Source organism: Gordonia sp. 852002-10350_SCH5691597 (assembly GCF_001665715.1).
Lineage (GTDB): Bacteria > Actinomycetota > Actinomycetes > Mycobacteriales > Mycobacteriaceae > Gordonia > Gordonia sputi.
On the sequence record NZ_LZMO01000131.1, the window covers coordinates 25969 to 49203 of the forward strand.

The 23235-nt window shown below is 65.2% G+C and carries 20 protein-coding genes and 1 pseudogene; 9 read left to right on the forward strand and 12 right to left on the reverse strand.

Annotated features, from left to right (window positions below):
* Positions 1-7 precede the first annotated feature (7 nt).
* From A5777_RS10075 to A5777_RS10100, 6 genes are all read right to left on the reverse strand, one after another.
* Positions 8-742, reverse strand: a complete 735-nt coding sequence (locus tag A5777_RS10075; protein ID WP_064862559.1) for a sirohydrochlorin chelatase — start codon at positions 740-742, stop codon at positions 8-10.
* A complete protein-coding gene (locus A5777_RS10080) occupies positions 732-1946 on the reverse strand; it encodes a uroporphyrinogen-III synthase (RefSeq protein WP_064862560.1) in 1215 nt (404 codons plus the stop codon). Before A5777_RS10080 ends, A5777_RS10075 begins: the two co-directional genes overlap by 11 nt.
* Positions 1943-2320 (reverse strand): nitrite reductase small subunit NirD, encoded by a 378-nt coding sequence (nirD, locus tag A5777_RS10085; RefSeq protein WP_197502342.1) that lies wholly within the window; start codon positions 2318-2320, stop codon positions 1943-1945. The genes A5777_RS10080 and nirD overlap by 4 nt, the downstream gene beginning before the upstream one ends.
* Positions 2317-4842, reverse strand: a complete 2526-nt coding sequence (gene nirB / locus A5777_RS10090; protein ID WP_197502343.1) for a nitrite reductase large subunit NirB — start codon at positions 4840-4842, stop codon at positions 2317-2319. The genes nirD and nirB overlap by 4 nt, the downstream gene beginning before the upstream one ends.
* 26 nt (positions 4843-4868) lie before the next feature.
* Positions 4869-6326 (reverse strand): nitrate/nitrite transporter, encoded by a 1458-nt coding sequence (locus A5777_RS10095; protein WP_064862562.1) that lies wholly within the window; start codon positions 6324-6326, stop codon positions 4869-4871.
* A 226-nt stretch (positions 6327-6552) separates the two neighbouring features.
* Positions 6553-7611 carry an alpha/beta hydrolase gene (locus tag A5777_RS10100; RefSeq protein WP_064862563.1) on the reverse strand — a complete coding sequence of 353 codons (1059 nt, stop codon included), beginning with the start codon at positions 7609-7611 and terminating at the stop codon, positions 6553-6555.
* 201 nt (positions 7612-7812) lie between these two features.
* On the opposite strand from A5777_RS10100, the gene A5777_RS10105 reads away from it, so the two are divergent.
* The 5 genes from A5777_RS10105 to A5777_RS10125 are packed head-to-tail and all read left to right on the forward strand — an operon-like array spanning position 7813 to position 12743.
* A complete protein-coding gene (locus A5777_RS10105) occupies positions 7813-8973 on the forward strand; it encodes an acyl-CoA dehydrogenase family protein (protein ID WP_064862564.1) in 1161 nt (386 codons plus the stop codon).
* A gap of 35 nt (positions 8974-9008) precedes the next feature.
* Complete coding sequence (locus A5777_RS10110; RefSeq protein ID WP_064862565.1) at positions 9009-10229, forward strand: CaiB/BaiF CoA transferase family protein; 1221 nt, start codon at positions 9009-9011, stop codon at positions 10227-10229.
* On the forward strand, positions 10226-11095 hold the full coding sequence (locus A5777_RS10115) for a hypothetical protein (RefSeq protein WP_064862566.1): 870 nt from the start codon (positions 10226-10228) through the stop codon (positions 11093-11095). Before A5777_RS10110 ends, A5777_RS10115 begins: the two co-directional genes overlap by 4 nt.
* A complete protein-coding gene (locus A5777_RS10120) occupies positions 11092-11937 on the forward strand; it encodes an HpcH/HpaI aldolase/citrate lyase family protein (protein ID WP_064862567.1) in 846 nt (281 codons plus the stop codon). The genes A5777_RS10115 and A5777_RS10120 overlap by 4 nt, the downstream gene beginning before the upstream one ends.
* Positions 11934-12743 (forward strand): alpha/beta fold hydrolase, encoded by an 810-nt coding sequence (locus A5777_RS10125; protein WP_064862568.1) that lies wholly within the window; start codon positions 11934-11936, stop codon positions 12741-12743. The genes A5777_RS10120 and A5777_RS10125 overlap by 4 nt, the downstream gene beginning before the upstream one ends.
* A gap of 4 nt (positions 12744-12747) precedes the next feature.
* Here the strand turns inward: A5777_RS10125 and A5777_RS10130 are convergent, their stop codons facing one another.
* Together A5777_RS10130 and A5777_RS10135 are read right to left on the reverse strand one after the other, a co-directional pair.
* The gene (locus A5777_RS10130; RefSeq protein ID WP_064862586.1) at positions 12748-13182 is read right to left on the reverse strand and encodes a MarR family winged helix-turn-helix transcriptional regulator; all 435 of its coding nucleotides are present in this window, start codon (positions 13180-13182) and stop codon (positions 12748-12750) included.
* Positions 13183-13287: 105 nt separating this feature from the next.
* On the reverse strand, positions 13288-13947 hold the full coding sequence (locus tag A5777_RS10135; RefSeq protein ID WP_064862569.1) for a GntR family transcriptional regulator: 660 nt from the start codon (positions 13945-13947) through the stop codon (positions 13288-13290).
* Positions 13948-13996: 49 nt separating this feature from the next.
* On the opposite strand from A5777_RS10135, the gene A5777_RS10140 reads away from it, so the two are divergent.
* From A5777_RS10140 to A5777_RS10150, 3 genes are all read left to right on the forward strand, one after another.
* A complete protein-coding gene (locus tag A5777_RS10140) occupies positions 13997-14482 on the forward strand; it encodes a TspO/MBR family protein (RefSeq protein WP_064862570.1) in 486 nt (161 codons plus the stop codon).
* Positions 14479-15705, forward strand: a complete 1227-nt coding sequence (locus A5777_RS10145; protein ID WP_064862571.1) for an MFS transporter — start codon at positions 14479-14481, stop codon at positions 15703-15705. The genes A5777_RS10140 and A5777_RS10145 overlap by 4 nt, the downstream gene beginning before the upstream one ends.
* A 235-nt stretch (positions 15706-15940) precedes the next feature.
* Positions 15941-17314, forward strand: a complete 1374-nt coding sequence (locus A5777_RS10150; RefSeq protein ID WP_269446997.1) for an acyltransferase — start codon at positions 15941-15943, stop codon at positions 17312-17314.
* A gap of 67 nt (positions 17315-17381) precedes the next feature.
* Here the strand turns inward: A5777_RS10150 and A5777_RS10155 are convergent, their stop codons facing one another.
* The 3 genes and pseudogenes from A5777_RS10155 to A5777_RS10165 all read right to left on the reverse strand — a co-directional run bounded on the left by A5777_RS10155 (position 17382) and on the right by A5777_RS10165 (position 19434).
* The gene (locus A5777_RS10155) at positions 17382-17585 is read right to left on the reverse strand and encodes a cold-shock protein (RefSeq protein ID WP_005207466.1); all 204 of its coding nucleotides are present in this window, start codon (positions 17583-17585) and stop codon (positions 17382-17384) included.
* A gap of 57 nt (positions 17586-17642) precedes the next feature.
* The gene (locus tag A5777_RS10160) at positions 17643-18488 is read right to left on the reverse strand and encodes an Ig-like domain-containing protein (RefSeq protein ID WP_156529343.1); all 846 of its coding nucleotides are present in this window, start codon (positions 18486-18488) and stop codon (positions 17643-17645) included.
* A 245-nt stretch (positions 18489-18733) separates the two neighbouring features.
* Positions 18734-19434: pseudogene (locus A5777_RS10165) on the reverse strand (LuxR C-terminal-related transcriptional regulator).
* Positions 19435-19694: 260 nt separating this feature from the next.
* On the opposite strand from A5777_RS10165, the gene A5777_RS10170 reads away from it, so the two are divergent.
* Positions 19695-21866, forward strand: a complete 2172-nt coding sequence (locus tag A5777_RS10170) for a sensor histidine kinase (RefSeq protein ID WP_156527332.1) — start codon at positions 19695-19697, stop codon at positions 21864-21866.
* 380 nt (positions 21867-22246) lie between these two features.
* Here A5777_RS10170 and A5777_RS10175 read toward each other — a convergent pair whose 3' ends face one another.
* The gene (locus tag A5777_RS10175; protein WP_005207461.1) at positions 22247-23170 is read right to left on the reverse strand and encodes an SGNH/GDSL hydrolase family protein; all 924 of its coding nucleotides are present in this window, start codon (positions 23168-23170) and stop codon (positions 22247-22249) included.
* Between the last annotated feature and the right edge of the window lie 65 nt (positions 23171-23235).

Below are 23235 nucleotides of genomic sequence, written 5' to 3' on the forward strand. Positions count from 1 at the left end.
CGGTCGATCACATGGTTCTCACACGGGCCGGTCGCGACTGTGAGTCGCGCAGGCCCGCGAAGGTGAGCCGCGCGACGATCAGATCCGCCACCCGCGGGTCCGCGCCGATCGGTGCCGCAACGCCGTCGGCGCCGTACTTGCTCAAGCGGGAGTGAAACAACCCGGGCGCCAACAAGTATGCGGCGATGAAGACCCGACGCCGCCGTGACCTGCGCGTGGCCGACACCACGTCGGGGACGCGCGGTGTCGCGGTGGCGACATAGCCGACCGGCACGTCGTCGTCGATCAGCTCTCCGAGCTGACGAGCGGCGGTCTCGACGTCGGCCAACGCGAGCGAATCCGACGATCCGGCGGCGGCCATGACCACGGCGTCACCGTCGCGCCAGCCTGCGGCGCGCAGTCGCTCGAGCATCAGCACCGCGAGCATCGGGTCGGGGCCCATGTTGTCGCACAATGTGACCCGCTGATGGCCACTGGCCTCGATGTGCTCCGGGATGTCGCGTCGGACGTGGTATCCGGCGGCAAGAAAGGCAGGCACGATGATCGCCGGTCCCGGGGTCTGCGCGAGCAGTTCCGACGGTGACGGACCGAGAACATCGACGAAAGCCACGCGGGTCGTCCCCACGCGCTCCCCCACGAGTTCGGCGATGCGGCCGACGGTCGAGACTCCCGCAACCGAGCGGGTGCCGTGTGCCACGAGGATGGGTTGTGGGCGGGTGACAGCGGTGTGTTCAGGCTTCATCGGAATCGTTCTCGTCATATTCGAGGTCGACAGCCAAGCGGTATCCACGCTTGACCACCGTCTGGATCATTTTCGAATCACCCAGCGCCGAGCGCAGTCTGGTGACCGCCATCTCGACGGCGTGGGTGTCGGTGCCACCGCCGGGGAGTTCGTCGAGCATCGCCTTGCGCGAGATGACTTGTCCCGGAACGCGATGCAGCACCCGCAGTAGCGCCATGCTCGAACCCGTCACCGAGTGAAAGCAGCCGTCGACGACAACGCCCGACGCCCGAATGCTCAGGTCGTGCCCGGCGACGCGGAGCACACTCGCACGACGCGGCAGTTCCTCGGCGATCAGTCTGACGAGCGCACCGAGACGAAAGCGGGCGGGCTGCATCGTGGGAACCTGCAGCGCATGCAGGGGCCCCGCAGTCACATTGCCGACGCACATCGCGGGGACCGCGGTGCGCATGGCGTGCAGCAACGGTTCGAGTGCACCGGTGCGATGCGCCTGACCGAGCATCGACGCAACCGCCGGAGCGCTGGTGAACGTCACGGCGTCGAGGTCGCGGTTGATGACGGCGTCGATCATCCGAGCCATCGGGTCGGTGTCGTCCGGCGGAGTCCAGCGGTAGACCGGCACCGGGACGACCTCGGCACCTGCCTCACGCAGCACGTCGCACAGGTCGGGTAGCGGCTCCCAACTCGTCGTCGCGCCGTGGAGCTGTACGGCGACCCGCAGTCCCGCGACTCCCTCGTCGAGTAGCTCGCGAATGAGCTCGCTCGACGACTCGCTGGGTGGCGACCACTGCTCACGCAGGCCTGCCGCACGAATGGCGCCCTTGGCCTTGGGGCCTCTCGCGAGCAGCCGGACGCCGCCGAGTGTGTCCACCAGGTCGTCGGCGAGTCCCCACCCGTCAGCCGCCTCGACCCAACCGCGGAACCCGATTCCGGTGGTCGCCACCATGACGTCTGGCGGTTCTCTGAGGATCGATTCGGTGGCGCGCTCGAGCTCGTCGTCGTCGATGAGCGGGATGATGCGAATAGCGGGGGCATGGATGACCTCGGCGCCACGACGTGTGAGCAGAGCGGCGAACTCGTCGGCTCGCCGCGCCGCGGTGATGCCGATGGTGAAGCCGGTCAGGGTCTTGTCCGGAGTCGCCGCGACAGTGGGTGAGTCGGAAACAGTGGGTGAGTCGGAGGCCGAGTCGGAGGAGGGTGTCATCGGGTATCGCTGAACTGGGTATCGATGATCCCGATCTCGACCGTTCCGTCGACCACCCGCACCGGATACGTCTGCAGGGCCTGTGACGCATCGTCGAGGCACGCGCCGGTATCGAGCGAGAACACCTGCTTGAGCAGCGGCGATGCGACGGTGGGCTCGCCGTTCCTGTCGCCGATGAGCCCGCGCGACATCACGGCAGCACGACCGAAGGGGTCGATGTTGTCGACGACGCGCAGTGTGTCCTCACCATCGGACAGGCGGAACACCGCGACCTGCGTGCCGCCGACGAGCGCAGCGACACCACGGCCGACGGTCAACTGGTCAAGTGTGCACACCGGCACCCAGGTGCTTACGGCGTCGTCCAACGCGGTCATGATGCTGTCTCCTTGAATCGTGTGGGCGTGCCGAGTAGCACCGGGACCTTGCGGCCCGACGAGTCATCGAAGGCGATGGTCGGGTCGGGAGTCTCCGGGGCGTTGACAAAGGACACGAAGCGACGCAGTTTGTCCTCATCGTCGAGCACTGCGGCCCATTCATCGCGGTAGCCGTCAACGTGCCTGGCGACCGCATCCTCGAGGTCGGCTCCGATACCCAGGATGTCGTCGCAGACGATCTCCCGCAACCGATCGAGCCCTCCGTCGAAGCTCTCCTGCCACGGCGCGGTGCGCTGCAACCGGTCGGCGGTCCTGACGTAGAACATCAGGTAGCGGTCGATGTAGCGCACCAGCGTCTCGTCGTCGAGTCCGGACGCGAGAAGCTTTGCGTGCGCGGGACTCTGGCCGCCATTTCCGCCGACGTAGAGGTTCCAGCCATTCTCGGTCGCGATCACGCCGACGTCCTTGCCGCGTGCCTCAGCGCACTCGCGGGCACACCCCGACACGCCGAGCTTGATCTTGTGTGGTGAACGTAACCCGCGATAGCGATGTTCGAGGCGGACCGCCATAGCCACCGAGTCCTGCACACCGTAGCGACACCAGCTCGAACCGACGCAGCTCTTCACCGTCCGCAGGCTCTTGCCGTAGGCGTGGCCCGATTCCATCCCGGCGTCGACGAGTCGGCGCCAGATCTCGGGGAGTTGCTCGACGCGCGCACCGAACATGTCGATGCGCTGACCACCGGTGACCTTGGTGTAGAGGCCGAAATCCTTGGCGATCTGACCGATCGTGATCAGCTGATCCGCGGTCACCTCGCCACCGGGCATCCGCGGAACGACCGAGTAGGTGCCGTTCTTCTGCAGATTGGCCAGGAAGTGGTCGTTGGTGTCCTGCAGTGCGGCCTGCTCGCCGTCGAGGATGTGATCGCTCGACGTCGAAGCCAGGATCGACGCGACGGTCGGCTTGCAGATCTCGCAGCCACCGCCGGTCCCGAAGCGGGCGATCAACTCGGAGAAGGTGCGGATTCCGGTTGCCGCCACGATCGAGAACAGTTCGGCACGCGACTGTGTGAAGTGAGCACACAGCGCCTTGGACAACTCGACGCCGGAGTCGGCGAGGAGTCTGGTGATCGACGGCACGCAACCACCACACGTGGTGCCCGCAGACGTGCACCCCTTGATGTCGGCGACCGAGCACGCACCGTCGGCGATGGCCGAGCAGATCGCTCCCTTGGAAACGCCGTTGCACGAACAGATCTCGGCGTCGTCGGGCAGTGCCGACAATCCGATCCCGCCGCCTTCGCCTGCCGCCGGCGCGATCAGCGACGACGGATCGCCCGGAATCTCGCGCCCCACCATCGGTTTCAACATCGCGTAGGCGTCGGCATCACCGACGAGGATGCCGCCGAGCAGCGTCGACGCGTCGTCGGAGAGCACGAGCTTCTTGTACGTTCCCGCGACGGGATCGGAGTAGACGATCTCGAGTGCGTTCTCGGTGACACCCATCGCGTCGCCGAAGCTCGCGACGTCGACGCCGAGCAGTTTCAGCTTCGTCGACATGTCGGCGCCACCGAACGTCGTCTCGGCGGCACCGAGGATGCCGTCCGCCGCGATCTCGGCCATCGTGTAACCGGGAGCGACCAGGCCGTAGCAGCGACCCTCGACCGCGGCGACCTCACCGATCGCCCAGATCGACGAATCGCTTGTGCGACAGCCGGTATCGGTGATGATTCCGCCGCGTTCACCGACGTCGAGGCCCGCCTGCCGACCGAGCGCGTCCTGTGGTCGGACACCAGCGGAGAACACCACGAGCGCAGCGTCGAGGACGGTCCCGTCCGACAGGGTGACCGCCAGAGAACCGTCTTCGGCGTCGGCGATGGCCGTCGTCGACACCCCGGTGTGTACGTGCAGACCGAGGTCACCGACGAGCGATGCCAGCAACGCACCGCCGCCCTCGTCGACCTGCAGTGGCATCAATCGAGGCGCGAATTCGACGATGTGCGGCGTCATTCCGAGCAACCGGAGTGCGTTGGCTGCCTCGAGTCCGAGCAGGCCGCCGCCGACAACGACACCCGGTGCGCCCGAGCCCGCAGACTCAGCGGTCGCGCGGATCGAGTCGAGATCGGCGAGGGTGCGGTAGGTGAAGCTGCGCGGATTGTCCTTACCCTCGACCGGCGGCACGAACGGATACGATCCGGTGGCGAGAACCACTGTGTCGTAATCGATCTCATTGCCCGCCGAAGTGGTGATCCGACGCTGTTCGCGGTCGATGGTGGTGGCGGACTCGCCGAGCCGGAGCTCGACGAGATCGTCTCCGGCGTAGGTGTTGTCGGGCAGCGACATCGACGCTGGGTCCCACGACCCGACGTAGCTCGACAGCCCGACCCGGTCATAGGCGGCGACCGGTTCTTCGCTCAGCACGATCACCCGGTACTGGTTCGCGGTGTCGCGTTCGCGGAGTTCCTGTACAAATCGGTGGCCGACCATGCCGTGACCGACGACCACACAGGTGCGCGTGTCCATTATTGGCGCCGAATCCATTTCGGGGGTCACTTCGCGGGTTCCGCTGCCGGGATGGTGGCCGCGGGAGCGTCGTCGACGACCGTCGGATCGACCGCGATGTCGGTGGTCTCGCGCTCCTCGAGCACGATCTCGCGTCGAGCGTAGAAGACCCAGGTGATGATCGCGGCGATCACATAGAAGCCGAGGAACACCCAGAAGGCGACCGTCGCAGACTGATTGGCCTTGTAGCTCGAACGCAGCACCAGGTTGATGCCGACGCCGCCGAGCGCACCGACCGCACCCGCGATACCGATGAGCGCACCGGACATCTTGCGCGACCAGACCACACGGCCCATCGTGTCGAGGCCGGTGAGGTTGCGAGCCTTGTGTTCGAAGACGGTCGGAATGATCTTGTAGACCGAACCATTGGCGATTCCCGAGATCAGGAACAGCAGGATGAAGCCGATGATGAAGCCGATCAGCTGAGCGGTACCGATCTTGTGATGGGCGTGTGCGTCGGCAGCCATTCCGGAGATCACCAGCACCGACGCCGACGCGATCATCGCGAGGAAGCACACGAAGGTGATGCGGCCACCACCGAAGCGATCGGCGAGCTTGCCACCGTAGGGACGCGCGATGGAACCGAGAAGCGGTCCGATCCAGGCGATCTGGGCTGCAGCGAGTGCGGCATTGCCGACGCCCGACGACTTGAAGCTGATCTGCAGGACCTGCGAGAAGGCAAAGCTGAAGCCGATGAACGAGCCGAACGTGCCGATGTAGAGCAACGAGATCAACCAGGTGTCGCGGTACTTCAGGCAATCGACCATGGAGCGGTAGCTCGACGTCTGGTGGTCGAGGTTGTCCATGTAGATCGCGGCACCGATGGCGGCGAATGCGAGGGCGACGAGGTAGATGGCGCACACGATCTCCGGCTTGTCGGACGCCAACCAGATGACCAAGAGCCCGATCAACTGGATCACCGGGACACCGATGTTGCCGCCGCCTGCGTTGAGTCCCAGTGCCCAGCCCTTGAGGCGGTGCGGGAAGAACGCGTTGATGTTGGTCATCGACGACGCGAAGTTGCCGCCGCCGAGGCCGGTGAGCGCTGCGGCAAAGAGGAACCAACCGAACCCGAACTTGCCCGGATTCAGCATCAGTATCAACACCAGGGTGGTCGGGATCAGCAGAACCACCGCGGAGAAGATGGCCCAGTTACGGCCACCGAACTTGGCGGTCGCCGTGGTGTAGGGAATACGGAGGCAAGCACCGACGAGAGTGGCCGTTGCCGTGATGGCGAACTTCTGGTCGAGGCTGATGCCGTACGCCGGCGACATGAACAGCACCATCACCGAGAACAGCGACCAGATCGAGAAGCCGATGTGCTCACAGATGATCGACCAGACCAGGTTGCGCTTGGCGATCTGCGCGCCGCCGGCGTCCCAGGCCTGCCGGTCTTCCGGGTCCCATCCGGTGATGTGGTGTTTACGGGTGTACGCATAACTCATGGGGGTGCCGCTTCCTGCGATGGGGCTGAGGTGTCGCGACAACCGGCGGCGCGACGTGATGTGTCTACGACCCTAGGAAGCGCCTGTTGCAGGAAGTTTTCTGCGCGTGACCCCGCCGTCACAGTCTGCTCACCTTTCGACGCGGCGGGATGTGAGAACTCTGCGGGATGCGAAGTCGAGCGCAGCGTCGACAGCCGGGCTGTCCGCCCGGCGCCGTAGCGCGACCCTACTTCTTCGGTGCGGGCTTCGCAGCCGGTGCAGGCTTGGCGTTGAGATCGGCCTCGATCATCGGCCAGGTGTCGTGGAGGTCCTGTTCCCAGTATGCCCAGGAGTGCGTCCCGCCCGATCGGGTCAGAACCTTGTTGGGAACGTGGAGCTGCTTCATGCGCGCAACCATCTGCTGGGTGCAGTTGTTGACTGCCGCCTCGATGACCCCTCCGAGCAGCACCTGGTTCGCGAGAGTGACCGGGTCGCCGTTGATCAGCGGCGAGTCGAGCCGATCGTATTGGCCGGGCAATCCCGTGCCGCTTGTCATGTACACCTTGGTGCCGCGCAGCTTGGCCGCGTTCAGGTAGGGGTCGTTCGCTTGCCACCCCGGGCCACCCGGGACGCCCCACATGTTCACGATGTTTCCGCGTCCGCGATCACCCACGACCATCCGAATGTATTGCAGCCCAAGCGGATCGCTGGTTCGCGCACACCCGCTGTAGGCCGCGACAGCCTTGTAGAGCTTGGGCTCCGCGATCGCGAGATTGAGCACCGACGTGCCGGCCATCGAGATGCCGGCTATCGCGTTGGCCTTGGTGGTCTTGAACTCCTTGTCGATCAGCGGCGGAAGTTCTTTGGTCAGGAATGTCTGCCACTTGTTGCGGCCGAGGACCGGATCATCGCGCTGCCAGTCGGTGTAATACGAGAATGCACCGCCGATCGGGGTGACCACGTTGACGTTCTTGTCGGAGAAGAACTGTGCATACGACGTCTTGGCGGCCCAGGTTGCCGAATCCTCGCCTCCGCCTGCGCCATTGAGCAGGTAGAGGGTGGGTACCGGCTTACTGGTGTCCTTCGGATGCAGCACCGTGACCGGGATCGCCTTGTTCATCGCCGCCGAGTAGACGATCAGCGTCGACTGCAGCGGCGTGTCATGCACGACGGTCTGGATGCTCGACGGGGGCGGAACAGGCGTCGGGTCGGCTGCGGCAACGCCGCTCATCGTGGCGGCGCCGACGATCACAGCCGCGAGCGCGGTCAGAGCCGTCGCACACCGAACTCCACGAAGACGCACCATTAGCCCCTTTAGTCACACCAATAACAACAGCCTCAAATGCTACTGCCGTGCGCCGAGCGTCGCCAAATGCTCAGTGGGGTCGTTAGGCAGTTGTGACCACGGCATACGCCGCGCGCGCCGCCCTCAAGACGTAGAAAATGGTGACAACTGCTTGCAAACTCTATAGACTATTTTTAATAGACACCGATTGAAGGAGTTCCCATGGCCAGCACGCTGAGCGTCGAAGAAGAAGCCATCATCAAGACCGTTCGCGACTTCGTCGACAAGCAGGTACGCCCGGTGGTGCGGGAGTTGGAGCACTCGAACACCTACCCCGAAGACCTCATAGAGCAGATGAAGGAGATGGGCATCTACGGGCTCGCCATCCCCGAGCCATACGGCTTCGCACAGGTCTCCATGCCCTGCTACGCGCGGGTGACCGAAGAACTCGCACGCGGCTGGATGAGTCTCGCGGGGGCGATGGGCGGGCACACCGTCGTCGCCAAGCTGCTGCTGACCTTCGGCACCGAGGAGCAGAAGGAGAAGTATCTGCCGCGTATGGCAACCGGCGAGATCCGCGCGACCATGGCGCTGACCGAACCGGGCGGTGGCTCCGACCTGCAGGCCATGCGCACCAGCGCCATCCGTGAGGGCGACGAGTACGTGATCAATGGCTCCAAGACGTGGATCTCCAACGCCCGCAAGTCCGATCTGGTCGCACTGCTCTGCAAGACCGACCCCAAGGCCCAACCCGCGCACACCGGTGTCTCGATCCTCCTCGTCGAGAAGGTGCCAGGTTTCGAGGTCTCCAAGGACCTGCCAAAACTCGGCTACAAGGGCGTCGAGAGCTGTGAACTGAACTTCACCGACGCACGCGTGCCCGCCGACGCCGTGCTCGGCGGCACAGAAGGCAAGGGCTTCGCCCAGATGATGAAGGGCCTCGAGGTCGGCCGCATCCAGGTCGCCGCACGAGCCACCGGCGTCGCACGAGCCGCCTTCGACGACGCGCTGAACTACGCGCAAGATCGCGAAAGCTTCGGGGTACCGATCTGGAAGCACCAGGCCGTCGGCAACATGCTCGCCATGATGGGCACCAAGCTCGCCGCGGCCCGCAGCCTGCTGTTCGATGCCGCCGACCGCGTCGGCACCGGACAACGCGCCGACATGGAGGCAGGCATGGCCAAGCTCTTCTGCTCGGAGACCGCGATGGAGATCGCACTCGACGCGGTTCGCATCCACGGCGGCTACGGCTACTCCACCGAATACGACGTCGAACGGTACTTCCGCGACGCACCGCTGATGATCGTCGGCGAGGGCACCAACGAGATCCAGCAGAACGTCATCGCCAAGCAGCTCGTGAAGCGCGGCGGACTCGACATCTGATCACCACACCCGAATATCACCGCGGAGGTGAGAGCATGCTCCCCCTGTCCGGAGTGACGGTCCTGTCGCTCGAACACGCTGTCGCAGCACCGTTTGCGACTCGACAGCTCGCCGATCTCGGCGCGCGTGTGATCAAGGTGGAACGTCCGGGCACCGGCGACTTCGCCCGCGCATATGACGAATCCGTCGACGGTCTCGCCAGCTACTTCGTCTGGCTCAACCGCTCCAAGGAGTCCATCGCACTCGACGTGAAATCCGAGTCGGGCGCAAAGATGTTGCACGAGTTGGCCGATCGCGCTGACGTGATCATCCAGAACCTCGGGCCGGGTGCAGCGGAGCGGCTCGGCCTCGGCGCCGACGCGGTGCGGGCGCGCGATCCACGCAAGATCGTGCTCTCGATCACCGGTTGGGGCAGCACCGGTCCGTGGGCTGATCGCAAGGCGTATGACCTTCTGGTGCAATGTGAAACGGGCCTGGTATCGATGACCGGGACTCCCGACGACGTCGCCAAGGTCGGTGTCTCCATCGCCGACATCGCCGCCGGGATGTACGGATTCTCCGGAGTGCTCGCGGCGCTCTATCAGCGCCAGATCACCGGCGAGGGCGCCACCCTTGAGGTCTCGCTGTTCGAGGCACTGAGTGAGTGGATGGGCCAGCCGGCACACTTCACGCAGGGCGCGGGTCGCCAACCGGGACGCTTCGGCGCGGCGCACGCCACCATCTCGCCATACGGCCCATACGCCGCCGCGGACGGACACGTCTTCCTCCTCGCCATCCAGAACGAACCGGAGTGGCAACGACTGTGCGAGAACGTCTTCGACGACGCCGCTCTCGCCGATGACCCGCGGTTCGCGTCGAACACGCTGCGGGTGGCCAACCGTGACGCCGTCGACGCCGCGGTGACCGAGCACTTCGGTCGCATGACGACAGACCAACTCACTGCGCGGCTCCAGCAGGCGAAGATCGCCTTCGGCGGAGTCAACACCGTCTCGGAGTTCCTCGACCATCCGGTGCTGGCGGGCCGTGACCGCTGGCGCAGCGTCGACACCGAGCGCGGACCGATACGAGCTCTGTTGCCGCCCATCGGATTCGGCGACGAAGCGCGGATGGACCCGGTTCCGGCACTCGGAGCCGACAGCATCACGATCGCCCGCGAGTTGGGCGCGACCGACGACGACATCGACGCGCTCCTCTCGTCGGGAGTGCTCGATACACCCACACAGAAGACCGGAACCGCACAGGGGGGCACCTCGTGACCGACACCGCGACCACCACGTTGAGCAGTTACGTCGAGAACTGGACGCCGCAGCCCGTCGTCGAGACCGACGGCCTCGATCCCGCTCAGGCGTCACGCTTGGCAGCGACCCTCGATCTGGACGACACCTTCAGCGCGGGTTCACCACTCCCGATGACCTGGCAGTGGATCTACTTCTCCGAGTGGCCCCACACCGGTGAACTCGGCCCCGACGGCCATCCGACGGACGGCCACTTCCTGCCACCGATCCCCGACCGACGTCGCATGTTCGCCGGGTCATCGATCCGCATCTCCGAGCCACTCCGCCTCGGTACACCCACACAGAAACGAACAAGTTTGCACGCGGTCACCGAAAAGCACGGCCGCACAGGCGACATGCTGTTCGTCACCGTGCGGTCGGAGTACCTCCAGGAGGATCGGACAGCACTCGTCGAGGATCAGGACCTGGTGTACCGCAGCGACTCCGGCTCGTCCCGCCCGTTTGAGCGCGAGGTCTGCAAGCTCGGTCCGACGGACGCGGCGTGGAGCGCGGAGCCGACGCCCAGCGCTCCCCTGCTGTTCCGCTACTCGGCGCTCACGTCGAACGCACACCGCATCCACTACGACCAGCCGTACGTGACGCAGGTCGAAGGCTATCCCGATCTCGTGGTTCACGGCCCGCTTCTCGCGACCTATCTGGCCGAGCTGGTGCGGGAGAGGTCGGGACAGTCGTTGCGCAGCTTCGACTTCCGACTCCGCAAGCCCCTGTTCCTCGGCGACGCCTTCCGACTCGAGGGTCGACCCTCGGGCAACGATGGTGACATCGAGCTCCAGATCATCAGTGGTGCCGACACGGTGTACGTCACCGGGCGAGGTGCGCTGCGATGAACGTCGATCTACTCCGTGCCGCCCGGACATTTCTGTTCGTTCCGGGAAACCGCCCCGATCGCTTCGCGAAAGCCGAGGCGGCGGGCGCCGATGTCGTCGTGATCGATCTCGAGGATGCGGTCGCTCCCGACGACAAGGATGCCGCGAGATCCGATGTCGCCCAGTGGTTGTCGTCCGGGCACGCCGCTGTTGTCAGGATCAACGGCGCAGACACGCAGTGGTTCGACGGCGACATCGCCATGCTCGCCGCAGTGGGCATCAACAACCCAGCCGGGGCAGCGGAAGGGGTAGGGGCAGGGGCCATGCTCGCCAAAGCCGAAGCGTCGGAGATCGTTTCGAGGGTCGCCACGGCGTCGAACGCACCTGTCATCCCGCTCATCGAAACCGCGGTCGGCGTGCTCAACGCGCCCGGTATCGCCGCGACACCCGGTGTCGCACGGATCGCGTTCGGCGCCATCGACTTCGCGGCCGAACTCGGCGTCGACCCCGATGACCGCGAGGCCCTGCTCCACGCACGGTCGACGCTGGTGCTGGCGTCGGCCGCGGCACGGGTCGCATCGCCCGTCGACGGTGTGACGACGGCGCTACGCGACGCCGAGAAGCTCACCGACGACGTCGGATACGCCGCACGAATCGGTTTGCGCGGCAAGCTCTGCATTCATCCGAGCCAAGTCGCTGCGGTGCACGACCGACTCGCACCGACCGACGATCAGCTCGCGTGGGCACGGCGGATCGTCGACGCCACGCGTGCCGACGGATCGGCTGTCGCGGTCGACGGTCACATGGTCGATCCCCCCGTCGTCGCACGCGCGCAGCAGATCCTCGCCGCGGTCCGGTCATGACCAGCGGTGCTGTCAGAATGGTGCCCGTGCAGGAGTATCACGAAACCACCCATGCGTCAGACGGCACCCGCCTGGCCGTACAGGTACGCGGGAGCGGACCGGTGTTGCTCCTCCTACCCGGTCAGTCCAACAACCATCACTGGTGGGACCGCACCCGCAACGACTTCGCACGCCACCGCACCACTGTCACCTTCGACTATCGCGGCACCGGCGCAAGCGATTCCCCCGACGGCGACTACAGCACCCAATTGTTCGCGCGGGATGCGCTCTCGGTGCTCGATGCGTTGTCGATCGGCAGATTCGACATCTACGGCACATCCATGGGTGGGCGCACCGCGCAGTGGATCGCCATCTCCGCACCGCACCGCGTCCGCAGACTCGTCCTCGGCTGCACCACTCCCGGGGGAAGCCATGCGCGAGAACGTGATCCGGAGGTCCGTCGCGCACTGGCGGGTCCGGATGCCACGCAGGTCATGACCGACCTGATGTACACGCCCGAATGGCAGGCGACCAACCCCGGGCCGTACACGGTTCTCGGTGACCCGACGATGACACCGCGTGCACGACGACAACACCTGCGGGCCAGCGACTCTCACGATGCGTGGGACCACCTGCCGGAGATCGCCGCGCCAACCTTCATCCTCCACGGCTCCGACGACAGATTCGCACCGGTCGTCAACGCCGAGATACTGGCGTCGGCCATACCCGACGCCAGGACACACGTCTTCGACGGCGCCCGGCACGCGTACTTCGACGAGTGTCGTGCAGAGGCCAGTCCGCTGGTGATGGATTTCCTCGACGACTAGCGGACTAGTCGTCGACACGAAGGCGTTCGGCGAGTTCGACGAGAGCGTCTGTCGCCGAGAACAATTCAGACCTTCGACGCTCCGACATTGCGTCGATTCCCACTGCGAGCATGTGGACGTGTTCGCGCACCCGCTCCTGCATGTAGGCGGCACCCGAGTCGGTGATCGCGATGAGCGATGCCCGTCCGTCGGCTGGATCGGGACGACGCTCGACCATCCCCGACCGTTCGAGCGAGCCGATGAGTGCGGTCATGGCGGGCTGGTTGACACCCTCGAGCGCGGCGAGGCTCGTCGCGCGCCGCGGCCCCCAGCGCCACAAACTGAACAGCGTCGACGACCCGCCGATACTCAGCTCTCTGGTTCTGCGTTCGAGCGTGTCGGTCAACAGGTCGAACAGTCGGGTCGCGACCTCAACACTCGTCTCGTCCTGGCCCGCCATGCCCTCATCGTAGGCGGATTGCACAGAATCCGTAAGTCGTTGCCCGGTCCCTCGTCAGCCCGACGACTTCCTCAGCCCGATGTTTTCCTCAGCCCGATGCCTCACTCAGCGCCGCGCGGCGAGGAGGTGGCCCGCATTCCTGATGTGGTCGATCATCGCCACCCGTGCGGCCTCGCCGTCGCGAGCACGCAACCCCGCGATGATCGCCCGATGGTCGGCGGCCGACGCCTGCGGCCACCCGTCGACCGAGGCGAAGAACCGGCGCGGCGCGTAGTTGAGCGATCCCTTGATCATCCATGACAGCTTTGCGGAGTCGGCAGCCGAATAGATCAACCGGTGGAATTCATGGTTGAGCCGTTCCACCTCGTCGTAATCGGCTGTGTCAGCGGCATGTTCGAGGTCGGCCTGAATGTTCTCAAGGGCGTCGAGATCGTCGTCGGACATCCGCGATGTCGCGCGCGCAGCCAATTCGCCCGCGAGGAGCGATTGCCCGACGAACACGTCCTCGATGTCGTTGGCGCTCAATGGCGCAACCATGAAACCGCGGCGCGGTTCGACGCGCAGCAGGCCTTCACTCTGCAGGGTGAGTAGTCCCTCACGCATCGGCGTCGCGGAGATGTCGAGTTCGGCTGCCATCGTCTCGGGGCGGATGAACTGTCCGGGCTCGAGTTGACCTGAGACGATCAGCTCGCGCACATGCTCGGCCGCCTCGTCGGACAGCCGAGGTCGTCGTCTCCGGGGACGTGCGGGGACCTCGGCACTCATGTCGAACAATATAGTCTATTGAGTTGGGCGCGGCGGTAACGTCGGTGGCGTGCGTCTGACAACACTTCTCGCAACGGGTCTTGGTACCGCCGCAGCGGCAGCCGTCGGCAGCTTCGCATCTCGCTCGGCGCTGCAGTCGTGGTATCCGAAACTGAACAAGCCATCGTACGTGCCACCCGATCTCGCGTTCCCGATCGTGTGGACGGCACTCTATGCCGATATAGCGGTGACATCGGCGATCAGCATCGACGATCTGAGTGAGCACGACGCCGCCGAGGCGAAGAAATACATCGCAGCGCTCGGCACCAATCTGGTGCTCAACGCAGGCTGGAGCTGGCTGTTCTTCGGCGCGCACCGCCTCGGGGCGTCGGCGATCACCGCGTTGGCGCTGACGGCGAGCAGCGCCGACCTCGCGCGGCGCACGGCCAAGGTCTCACCCGCAGCAGGCGCCGCGCTTGCGCCGTATCCGCTGTGGTGCGGCTTCGCGACGAAGTTGTCGACGGACGTCTGGCGGCTCAATCGCGCGCAGCGTTGACAGCCCCGACGTCGCCGCTACCCGCGCAGTCGACCGGGGTCTTCGCGTCACTGTCGGTACACAACTACCGCCTGTACTTCGGCGGCCAGGCCGTCTCGCTGGTCGGGACGTGGATGCAGGCCACGGCGCAGGCGTGGTTGGTGCTCACGCTCAGCGGGTCGTCGTCGATTCTCGGTCTGATCGTCGCGCTGCAGGCGTTGCCGATCCTGATCATCGGGCCGTACGCGGGGGTCGTCGCCGACCGCGTCGACCGGCGTCTGCTCATGATCTTTCTGCAGTCGATCATGGGTGTCCTCGCGCTGGTGCTGGCCATCCTCACGCTCGGCGGCTGGATCGCGGTGTGGCAGATCGCGATCCTCGCGCTACTTCTCGGACTCAACAACGCATTCGAGAATCCGGCGCGGCAGGCGTTCATCCACCAGATCGTCGGCGAATCGCTGATCCGCAATGCGGTCACCCTCAACTCCGTCATGGTGAACGCCGCGCGAGCGATCGGGCCTGCGGTGGCAGGCGTGATCCTGGCCGCCGTGGGTGCCGGATGGTGCTTCGTCATCAACGCGACGAGTTTCGTCGCGGTGGTGGTCTCGCTACTGGCGATGCGGACCACCGAGATCTCCCACGAGATCCCCGTCCCCCGCGCCAAGGGACAGCTCCGCGAGGGACTGCGTTACGTCCGCAGCAAACCCATCCTGTGGGTTCCGCTGGTCATGATGGCGCTCGTCGGCACACTCGCGTATGAGTTCCAGGTGTCGCTTCCCGTTGCCGCCCGCGACGTCTTCGACGGAGGACCGCAGGCCTTCGGGTTCATGACCTCGTCGATGGGAGTCGGCGCGGTCGTCGGCGGTCTCATCGTCGCCGCACGCGGCACCACCGGCCTGCGCACGCTGATCGTGACCGCAACCGGGTTCGGCATCACGATTGCGGTGACTGCGGCAGCGCCCAGCCTGTGGCTGGCGATCGTCGCGCTGTTCTTCGTCGGCTGGCTCAGCGTGTCGTTCATGTCGACAGGCAATGCGACGCTCCAGCTCAACTCACGCCCGCAGATGCGGGGTCGGGTGATGGCACTGTGGTCCGTCGCCTTCATGGGTTCGACGCCGATCGGCGGACCGTTGATCGGCGCGATCACCCAGGTGGCCGGGGCGCGCACCGGACTCGCGGTCGGCGCGGGGTCGTGCTTCGTGGCCGCAGCGATCGGTCTCGTGGTGTGGCGGCGAACTCGCTGACCTGCAATTACCCGATTCGACGCAAATCGGACGTCGATTAGGTTCGACAGCGATCGCACAGGAAGAATCACAGGGTGCAGGAGTACCGTTCCTCGGTGCAACGCACCATTTAGGGCGACTCAGGATCTACGGGCGCCGGGTTAACGGAGGGTGAGCAATCGTAAGCCAGCAGACCACGCCGCGACTGCCAGAACCCGAAGGCACCTCCGAAAGCGGCAAAGCAGACACGCCGTCGCTGACCGAAAAACAGTCGCCGACCGAGAAGCCGTCGCTAACCGAGAAGCCGCGGCGCGACAAGCATCTCTATCAGATCGACCTGGTCCGGCTTGTGACATTCGGAGGCGTGATCCTCGATCACGTCATGATCGGCATCACCGCTGCGACGAGCGTTGCCGCAGGCTCCGTCGAGCTCTTTCTTCGTTACACCCGCTACGGCTTCTTTGCGCTGACCGGCTTCGTGCTGACCTATCAGTACCGCCACCGCAGTCTCGAGCCGATCAGCTTCTGGCGCCGTCGATTCAAGCTCATCGGGCTGCCCTTCGTGACGTGGACACTGTTCTACTGGCTGTACGGACGATACCGCATCGGCGGCCTGGAGACATTAAAAGGTATTGTCGCCGACCAACATTCGATGGCGACCGCAGCCAAGAGCATCGGCTACGACCTCATCACCGGCAACGCCATGTATCACCTGTACTTCTTGTCGGTGAGCATGCAGATCTATCTGTTCTTCCCGCTCATCCTCGCAATCCTCAAGCGCACGTGGGGATTTCACCGCTACCAGTTGATCGTGAGCTTCGCGATCCAGGTGACGTTGATGTATCTCATGGTTCGTCCGCCGCTCGACATCTTTGCCGACGGCGTCGGCGGCGTGATCTGGACGCACCTGGTCATCACGATTTTCCCGTATCAGTTCTTCATCCTCGCGGGATGTGTCGCGGCCATGCACTACGAGGCCTTCCAGGCATTCGTGATCCGTTGGCGCTGGGCACTTCTCGCGGCCTGTGTCGCAACCATCGGCGCCACGCTGGCGTACTACCTGCACATCACGTCGACCGGCACGAGCGTCGCGCGCGCCACCAATGTGTTCCTGCCGCACAACGTTTACGCATTCATCGCGATCATCATGATGTTGTACTGCCTCGGCACGATCTGGCAGCAGCGTCGAACACCGGGGTCGGTCCCCGACAAGATTCTCCGCACGGCGTCGGACAGATCATTCGGGATCTACCTCGCGCATCCCCTTGCGCTGAGCGCACTGCTGCCCACCATCGCACCGGCGTCGTGGCCCGGCGTTCCGCGCGTGATCTTTGCCTACGCGATCACCGTCGCGGCGACGGTCTTCGTGGTCGAGGTACTTCGACGCAGCCCCGTCAGTCTGATCACCACCGGTCGTAATCGTCTCGACTGGCGATCACAGAATGTCGGCCGCGAGCTGGCCGTCGCGACGGTCGCGATCGTCGGCGGAGTGATCGCCTCCGAGGCGTTCGACGTCTGGGCCGGCTACCTGTTCGCCGCGACTGGCGCGCTACTCGCGATCTCCGCCGTGATCGTCGCATGGCATCAGTGGCGCAACCGCGACGACGAGTTCACCGAACAGCCGGTCTGAAAAAACCAGCAGGCACGAAAAAGCCCCGACGACATCGTCGGGGCTTTTTACCTGTGTCTGATGTAAATCAGAGAGCGGTCACGTTGGTGGCCTGAAGTCCTTTGGCGCCCTGTTCGACGTCGAACTCGACGCGCTGCTGCTCCTCGAGGCTGCGGAAGCCGCTGCCCGTGATGGCGGAGTAGTGAACGAACACGTCCTGGCTCTGGTCATCGGGAGCAATGAAGCCGAAGCCCTTCTCGCCGTTGAACCATTTGACGGTGCCCTGAGTCATGCAATTTCTCTTCCTGTTTTGCTGAGCCGTCAGTTCGACGACCCGACTTCTAGTGTGTCACACATTGGGGCCTGTCCACGATCCGATGCCCACAAGGACACGAATCCCTCCAAGCGAATGACATTCCGCGGGGTGAATCGGCACATCACACCGAGCCGCGGGGGCGTTGGTCGTGACCGTCTGCGACGCAACGCCGCCGTGGCCGTCGTCAACCGTGATGACGAAGCTGTCGGGGGTGCTCGAGCCCGGAACGCCGGGTGCGTAGGTCCACGCGCCAGTCATCGGATCGATGACCACCGCGCCGTGGGCCGGCTGGCCACTGACCGAATAGGCCAGTGTGTCTCCGTCAGCGTCCGAGCCGCGCGCTGTTCCGGTCACGACGCCCGTCGGGATCACACTCACGGTGTCATCGGAGTTGGCGGTGTACAGACGCGTGCCGTCCGGGGTGAGCGCGACGTCGTACGGCTTCGCGCTCACCGCGTTCGTCCCGAGGACCTGCTTGTAGGTCGGGCTCTGCGGATCGACGTCGATGGCAACGACGTCGTCGAGGGTGGTCGCATACAACGTGTTGCCGTCGGGGCTCATCGTCAGGCCGCCGGGCTCACCTGGAACGGCGATACTCGCAACGACGGTGCCCTTGGTGGGACTCGCCGGATCGAGGTCGATCACGTTCACCAACTTGTTCGAGCTCTGATCGGCGACGTAGAGCGTCTTGCCGTCCGGCGTGGCGACCGCCCCGGTCGCATCATTCGCAGGCACCTCCGCGATGACCTGGTTGTAGGTGGGGCTGGCGGGGTCGGCGTCGAGGATCACGACCTTGTTCGCAAGCGTCTCGCCGACGAAGGCATATTTGCCGTCGGAGTTCACCGTGCCACCGAAGCGATCGCCGCCTGCCCTCCCCACCACAACACAGCACCGATCCCCGCACCCGCCACCGCCGCCCGTACCCTGCGAGTCGAACCGCTACATCTCGTCTGGGTCATCGTGTTGCCTCGGTCGTCGCCACTCCTCAGTGATGGGGAAGCCTCGCGTCGGGTTGTGCGCAATCGACGCGCGGGCGGAACGCGCCTGCACCACAGACGATTCCAACTACTGCGATCACTGGAAAGCCCCATCATTTGGGGACACAATTGCCGTATCGGAGGCGGCTATTTCGGCGGATTCCGACGCGGCATAGGAAGCCAGCCGTCCTCGACAGCTCTTTTGTAGAGGTCCGTCTTCGTCGGAGCGTCGCGATGTACCTCGCGGTATTTACTACGAATGCGCTCGATGTATTCGTTGACAGTGTCCGGAGAGAGCCCCATGACACGAGCGACGTGAGCCCGGAGCCGCCCGCTGCGTACAGTTCCAACACTTCTCTCAGTCGCGTGGGAAGGTCGACGAATTGCGGGTCCGAGTCGAGCGCCGCAGCCCAATCCATCGATACGACGGTCGACCCCGACGCTGCCGTACGGACAGCCGCGCACACCTCGGTCTTCGTCGCGTTCTTGCGGACGACGCCGAGAGTCCCTGCACCAGCCGCATCCCGGACCAGATACGGTTCGTCTCCCGAGGTGTAGACGAGTGTCGATACCCCCGCTTCCGACAACTCCGCGATATTGCCCGCGGGCGTCGACCCGTCACCGAGCCGGAGATCGAGGACGACAAGGTCGAGTGGAAGGCCCATGTCAGGAGAGTCGGATGTGAGCTGAGCCAGGAGGTCTCCGACGGTGTGCGCGCCGACCACCAGGTGCAGGTCATCTGTGTCCGCGAAGAAGCCCCGTAGGCCTTCGATCACCGAATCGTGATCGTCGATGACGCCAATTCGCCGCACCACGATGTGGCTTTCGGATTCTTCCGAATTCACCATGGGATAGTCCTTCTTCCAGAAAGTGGTCGGAATACTCTCTCTACAAGACAGCATGAGCGCTGAGGGGAATAATGCGGGCGGTGAACGCACGGCGATTCCCCCGACCATATCGGTCGGTGTCCGAGTCCCGTCGGATTGATGCGGGCCGACTGCCGAAGAATGCTGCGCTCCGATCGCCTACCCCGGACTTCGCTGCGTCTCGAACAGCTGTCTCCCGAGCCCTTCGCTACTACGGGTTGTTTGCTGGTGCGGCCTACTGCGTGTTCATTCCATTTCTGATTCCCGCAGTAGCGCAAGCACGCTCGATATCGGCGTGGTGGTGGACTCCGACGGCATTGATCTGTGCGGCACTCCCGGGCGTCCTCGTCGGAGTTCATTGCCTGATCTCGGCCAATCCGGTCCGGCTCCGACGGTGGGCCGCCCTCGGAGCCCTCGGTGTGCTCGTGGCGGAGTTCCTCTGGTGGCCTGCGTGGAACGGAACGCCGCTCGACGACGCCACGGTGTACTGGCTCGGGCCGTTCGTGGTGTTGGGCACGATCTGCGCGATGATCGCGTGGAAGCCCGCCCCGGCAGCTCTGTATCTGATCGTGTGCGCGGTCACCTTCAAAGTCACCGGCAATGTGGCACAAGGGGTTTCGTCTCCGGCAACGATGATCACCGACGCCGCGTGCAGTGCGGCATTCGCCATCGTGCCGTTCGCACTGGGCGTGTCCGGGCTGAGCATCGCGGCCACACTCGACCGCAACTCTGCCGCCGAAATCGCCCTCGCCGAGCAGACCGCTGCGACCCGTGCACGGTTGGCCCAACGCGCGCTCGCGCGGGCGATCACCCACGACGAGATCATGTCCACTCTGCTCGAGGCCTCGCGAGACCCGGAGTCGCCCGAACTCCCCTCTCGTGCAACCGCAACGCTGGTCGCACTGGATGACGCTCTGCGTGAGACAACATCGGGCCTCAACCCCGAACCCGCCGGGGTCGTGGGCAGGCTCAGCGAGGCCGCACAGCGCAACGATCCGGGCATGACCGTGAGCAGCGACGTACGCGCATCCGCCGGATCGACGTATCCGCAATCGGCCGTGGACGCGCTGGTGGGCGCAACCGCGGAGGCCGCTCGCAACTGCTTTCGACACGTTCCGCCCGAATGCACCCGGTTCTGCCGAATACTCGTGGAAGATCATGGGATCGAGGTCACCATCGGCGATGACGGACCCGGCTTCGACCGCTCGGCGGTGCCGCGTGAGCGGCTCGGACTCGCGATGTCGGTCGAAGAACGGTTGCGCCGGGTCGGCGGTGAGGCAACTGTCGACTCCGTTCCCGGCAGGGGCACCACCTTGGCTCTAGGCTGGCGCAGACCGGCCGAGCCCGTCCCCGTCGACGACCCCGACCCCCTCCGGCTGCGCTCATCCACCGCTCGGGTGCTCGCTTCGACGATCATCGTCGTCCTTGCTGTGTCTGCGGCCCTCAATCCGGGTTCCGTTCCCTGGTGGGCCCCGGTGGCGATCATCGCCATGATGGCGGTCGCGGTCGCGTTCCTGGTCGGCGGTGCAGCAGACCTGCTGCGACCGCTGCCAGGGCTCTTCGTCGCCGCGGTGCCCGCGCTCATGTGCGCCACCTACCTGTTCACGCTCGCCGACACCACGCAAACGATCCCGCTGTGGGTCACCGGCCCTCCGGCGCTGATGGCGGCGTTGCTCGCGATGAGGGGACGCCCGACCGCTGCGATTCTCGGCTTCGCCGTTGCCTTGGCCGTTTCGGGTCTGTGGTCGTACACCGCGACGGGCAACGCACTTCCCGGGATTCTGCTGATCGGCCCGTCCGGCGGCTTCGTCGCGATCGGCATCGTGTTCGCGCGGGTCAATCGGACGCTGGCGCGAGATCTGACAGACAGTCGACGACGCACCGCGGATGCTGCGGGCAATGTCGCCGCGACGCGTGCGGCGGCCCAGGAACGCGCTCGACAACTCGAACCGGTGACCGCGCTCGCCCGGCCACTCCTGCTGCGACTCTGCAGCGGCGAATACATCGACGACGCAACCCGAACCGAATGCGGTCTCACCGAGGCGCGACTACGAGATCTGTTGCGTTCCAGGGCATTGTGCACTCCGGACATCAACGCCGCGGTCGACGCTGCCCGACGTCGGGGTGTCACGGTCAGCCTGCTCGACGACCGCGGACTCGACCGCCCCGACAGTGACGCCCCGGATCCCCTCGACAAGTCGACGCGCGACCTGATCATCGACACGCTCCGCCGAGCCGCGGACGGTGCGGTCCGGATACGTGCGCTGCCGCAACACCGAACATTTGCTGTCAGCGTGGTCGCCGAGGCCGACGACCGATGCGAGTGGATCGGAGTCGACACCGACGGCCGCGTTCGCACGACAGTCACCGAGATGGGTGTTACCGACCTGGGATTCATAGAATCACCGAGGTGACGGAAAGTCCTTCTCGGTGACCGTCGTGGGCGGAGGCGTCCACCCCTGTCGGGATGTCCCCTGTCGGGATGTCCCCTGTCGTCGAAATGTCACAGTCGGATGCAGACGCTGCCGAGATCGCGGCCCCCTCCCCAGAGCACCCGAACTCGGCAGACAACAGCGCCGGCAACAGTCACATGAACCTGCACCCACGAGATCTCCATCCACGATGACATCGCACGACGATGACGGATTGGCCCCGACCTGACCCCGGAGATACCGGGGCCATGAAGAAACCCTAGAGCGACCCCATCATCCGCACATGCCCCAACTTTCTGGGCCATCGACTCTCTGGGCCATCGACTCTCAGGGCAATCGACTTTCAGGGGACGGGACGTCAGTCAGGCGACCGGACCGCCGAGAGATGCGACGACGAGGTCGGCGACGCCCGCCTTGCCACGCGTCGTCGGGTGATACGGAATCGGCGGAGCGAACCCCCGCAGCCACGGCTCCGCAGAGCACACGGTGTGGTCGGCCCCGGCGACGGACGCCTGGACCAGGTCGACGCCGGTCTCGTGTGCCGCCAGCGCCGTGGCGCCCGCGAGCCTGTCGAAGATACGCACCGTCTGCGCGACCTGTTCAGGCGTGAGTGGCAGCAGATCGCACGCCGCCTCGCCTGCGACGGTGAGTGGCGGATAGTCGACGATGACCACTCGCGCACGTGGGGCACGCAGCTTGATCTCGAGGACCGTCTGGATCAACTTGCGCTGAACCTTCGCGTAGTCGGCGTCCGTGGGCTCTGCGGCAATCCGATGCCCGGTGTGACAACTCCTGGCGGCAGGCCCCAACGCCTTGTCGACGCCGCTCGCGACGTTGTTGCAGCTCATCGCGAGTAGTCGGCCGATGTAGTCGATGTCGTTTCCGCCGCTGGTGACGGTCACGAGTGCGGTGTTGCGGGTGACGGCGTCGATCTGCTTGTGCGCGAGGAATCGTTGCGGCTTGTCGACGATGTTCTCTGTCGTCGCGCCCGAACACGTCACGTCGACCAACCGCAGGCGCATCGCCCTGGCCACCCGATTGGGGTAATTGTCCGGGCTACGGAAGCAGACGTTCAGTCGCGTCGGTACGGCGTCGGGGCCTGCGGCATACGAACTTCCGAGTGCCACGTACGCGGGTGGCGTCTCAGCGGAGGCGCGGACGGCAGGCTTGATCGTCGGCCCCTGGGACGTGCTGTCTCCGCCGCCGACACCTGGCACGACCACTGCGGCAGCAGCGAGAAGCGCACCCGCGGCAATACCCACACGGCGGAACAGGCGTCGAGACACGACTGCGATCTTCCCATACTCCTCGCGCAGACCACCGCGACCACACCCGTCGACCGTCATGACGG

Excerpts from the sequence above, each read along its gene's own strand:
- A5777_RS10075 (WP_064862559.1), bottom strand. The coding sequence starts at position 742 with ATGAAGCCTGAACACACCGCTGTCACCCGCCCACAACCCATCCTCGTG.
- A5777_RS10080 (WP_064862560.1), bottom strand. The coding sequence starts at position 1,946 with ATGACACCCTCCTCCGACTCGGCCTCCGACTCACCCACTGTTTCCGAC.
- nirD (WP_197502342.1), bottom strand. The coding sequence starts at position 2,320 with ATGACCGCGTTGGACGACGCCGTAAGCACCTGGGTGCCGGTGTGCACA.
- nirB (WP_197502343.1), bottom strand. The coding sequence starts at position 4,842 with ATGGACACGCGCACCTGTGTGGTCGTCGGTCACGGCATGGTCGGCCAC.
- A5777_RS10095 (WP_064862562.1), bottom strand. The coding sequence starts at position 6,326 with ATGAGTTATGCGTACACCCGTAAACACCACATCACCGGATGGGACCCG.
- A5777_RS10100 (WP_064862563.1), bottom strand. The coding sequence starts at position 7,611 with ATGGTGCGTCTTCGTGGAGTTCGGTGTGCGACGGCTCTGACCGCGCTC.
- A5777_RS10105 (WP_064862564.1), top strand. The coding sequence starts at position 7,813 with ATGGCCAGCACGCTGAGCGTCGAAGAAGAAGCCATCATCAAGACCGTT.
- A5777_RS10110 (WP_064862565.1), top strand. The coding sequence starts at position 9,009 with ATGCTCCCCCTGTCCGGAGTGACGGTCCTGTCGCTCGAACACGCTGTC.
- A5777_RS10120 (WP_064862567.1), top strand. The coding sequence starts at position 11,092 with ATGAACGTCGATCTACTCCGTGCCGCCCGGACATTTCTGTTCGTTCCG.
- A5777_RS10125 (WP_064862568.1), top strand. The coding sequence starts at position 11,934 with ATGACCAGCGGTGCTGTCAGAATGGTGCCCGTGCAGGAGTATCACGAA.
- A5777_RS10130 (WP_064862586.1), bottom strand. The coding sequence starts at position 13,182 with ATGGCGGGCCAGGACGAGACGAGTGTTGAGGTCGCGACCCGACTGTTC.
- A5777_RS10135 (WP_064862569.1), bottom strand. The coding sequence starts at position 13,947 with ATGAGTGCCGAGGTCCCCGCACGTCCCCGGAGACGACGACCTCGGCTG.
- A5777_RS10155 (WP_005207466.1), bottom strand. The coding sequence starts at position 17,585 with ATGACTCAGGGCACCGTCAAATGGTTCAACGGCGAGAAGGGCTTCGGC.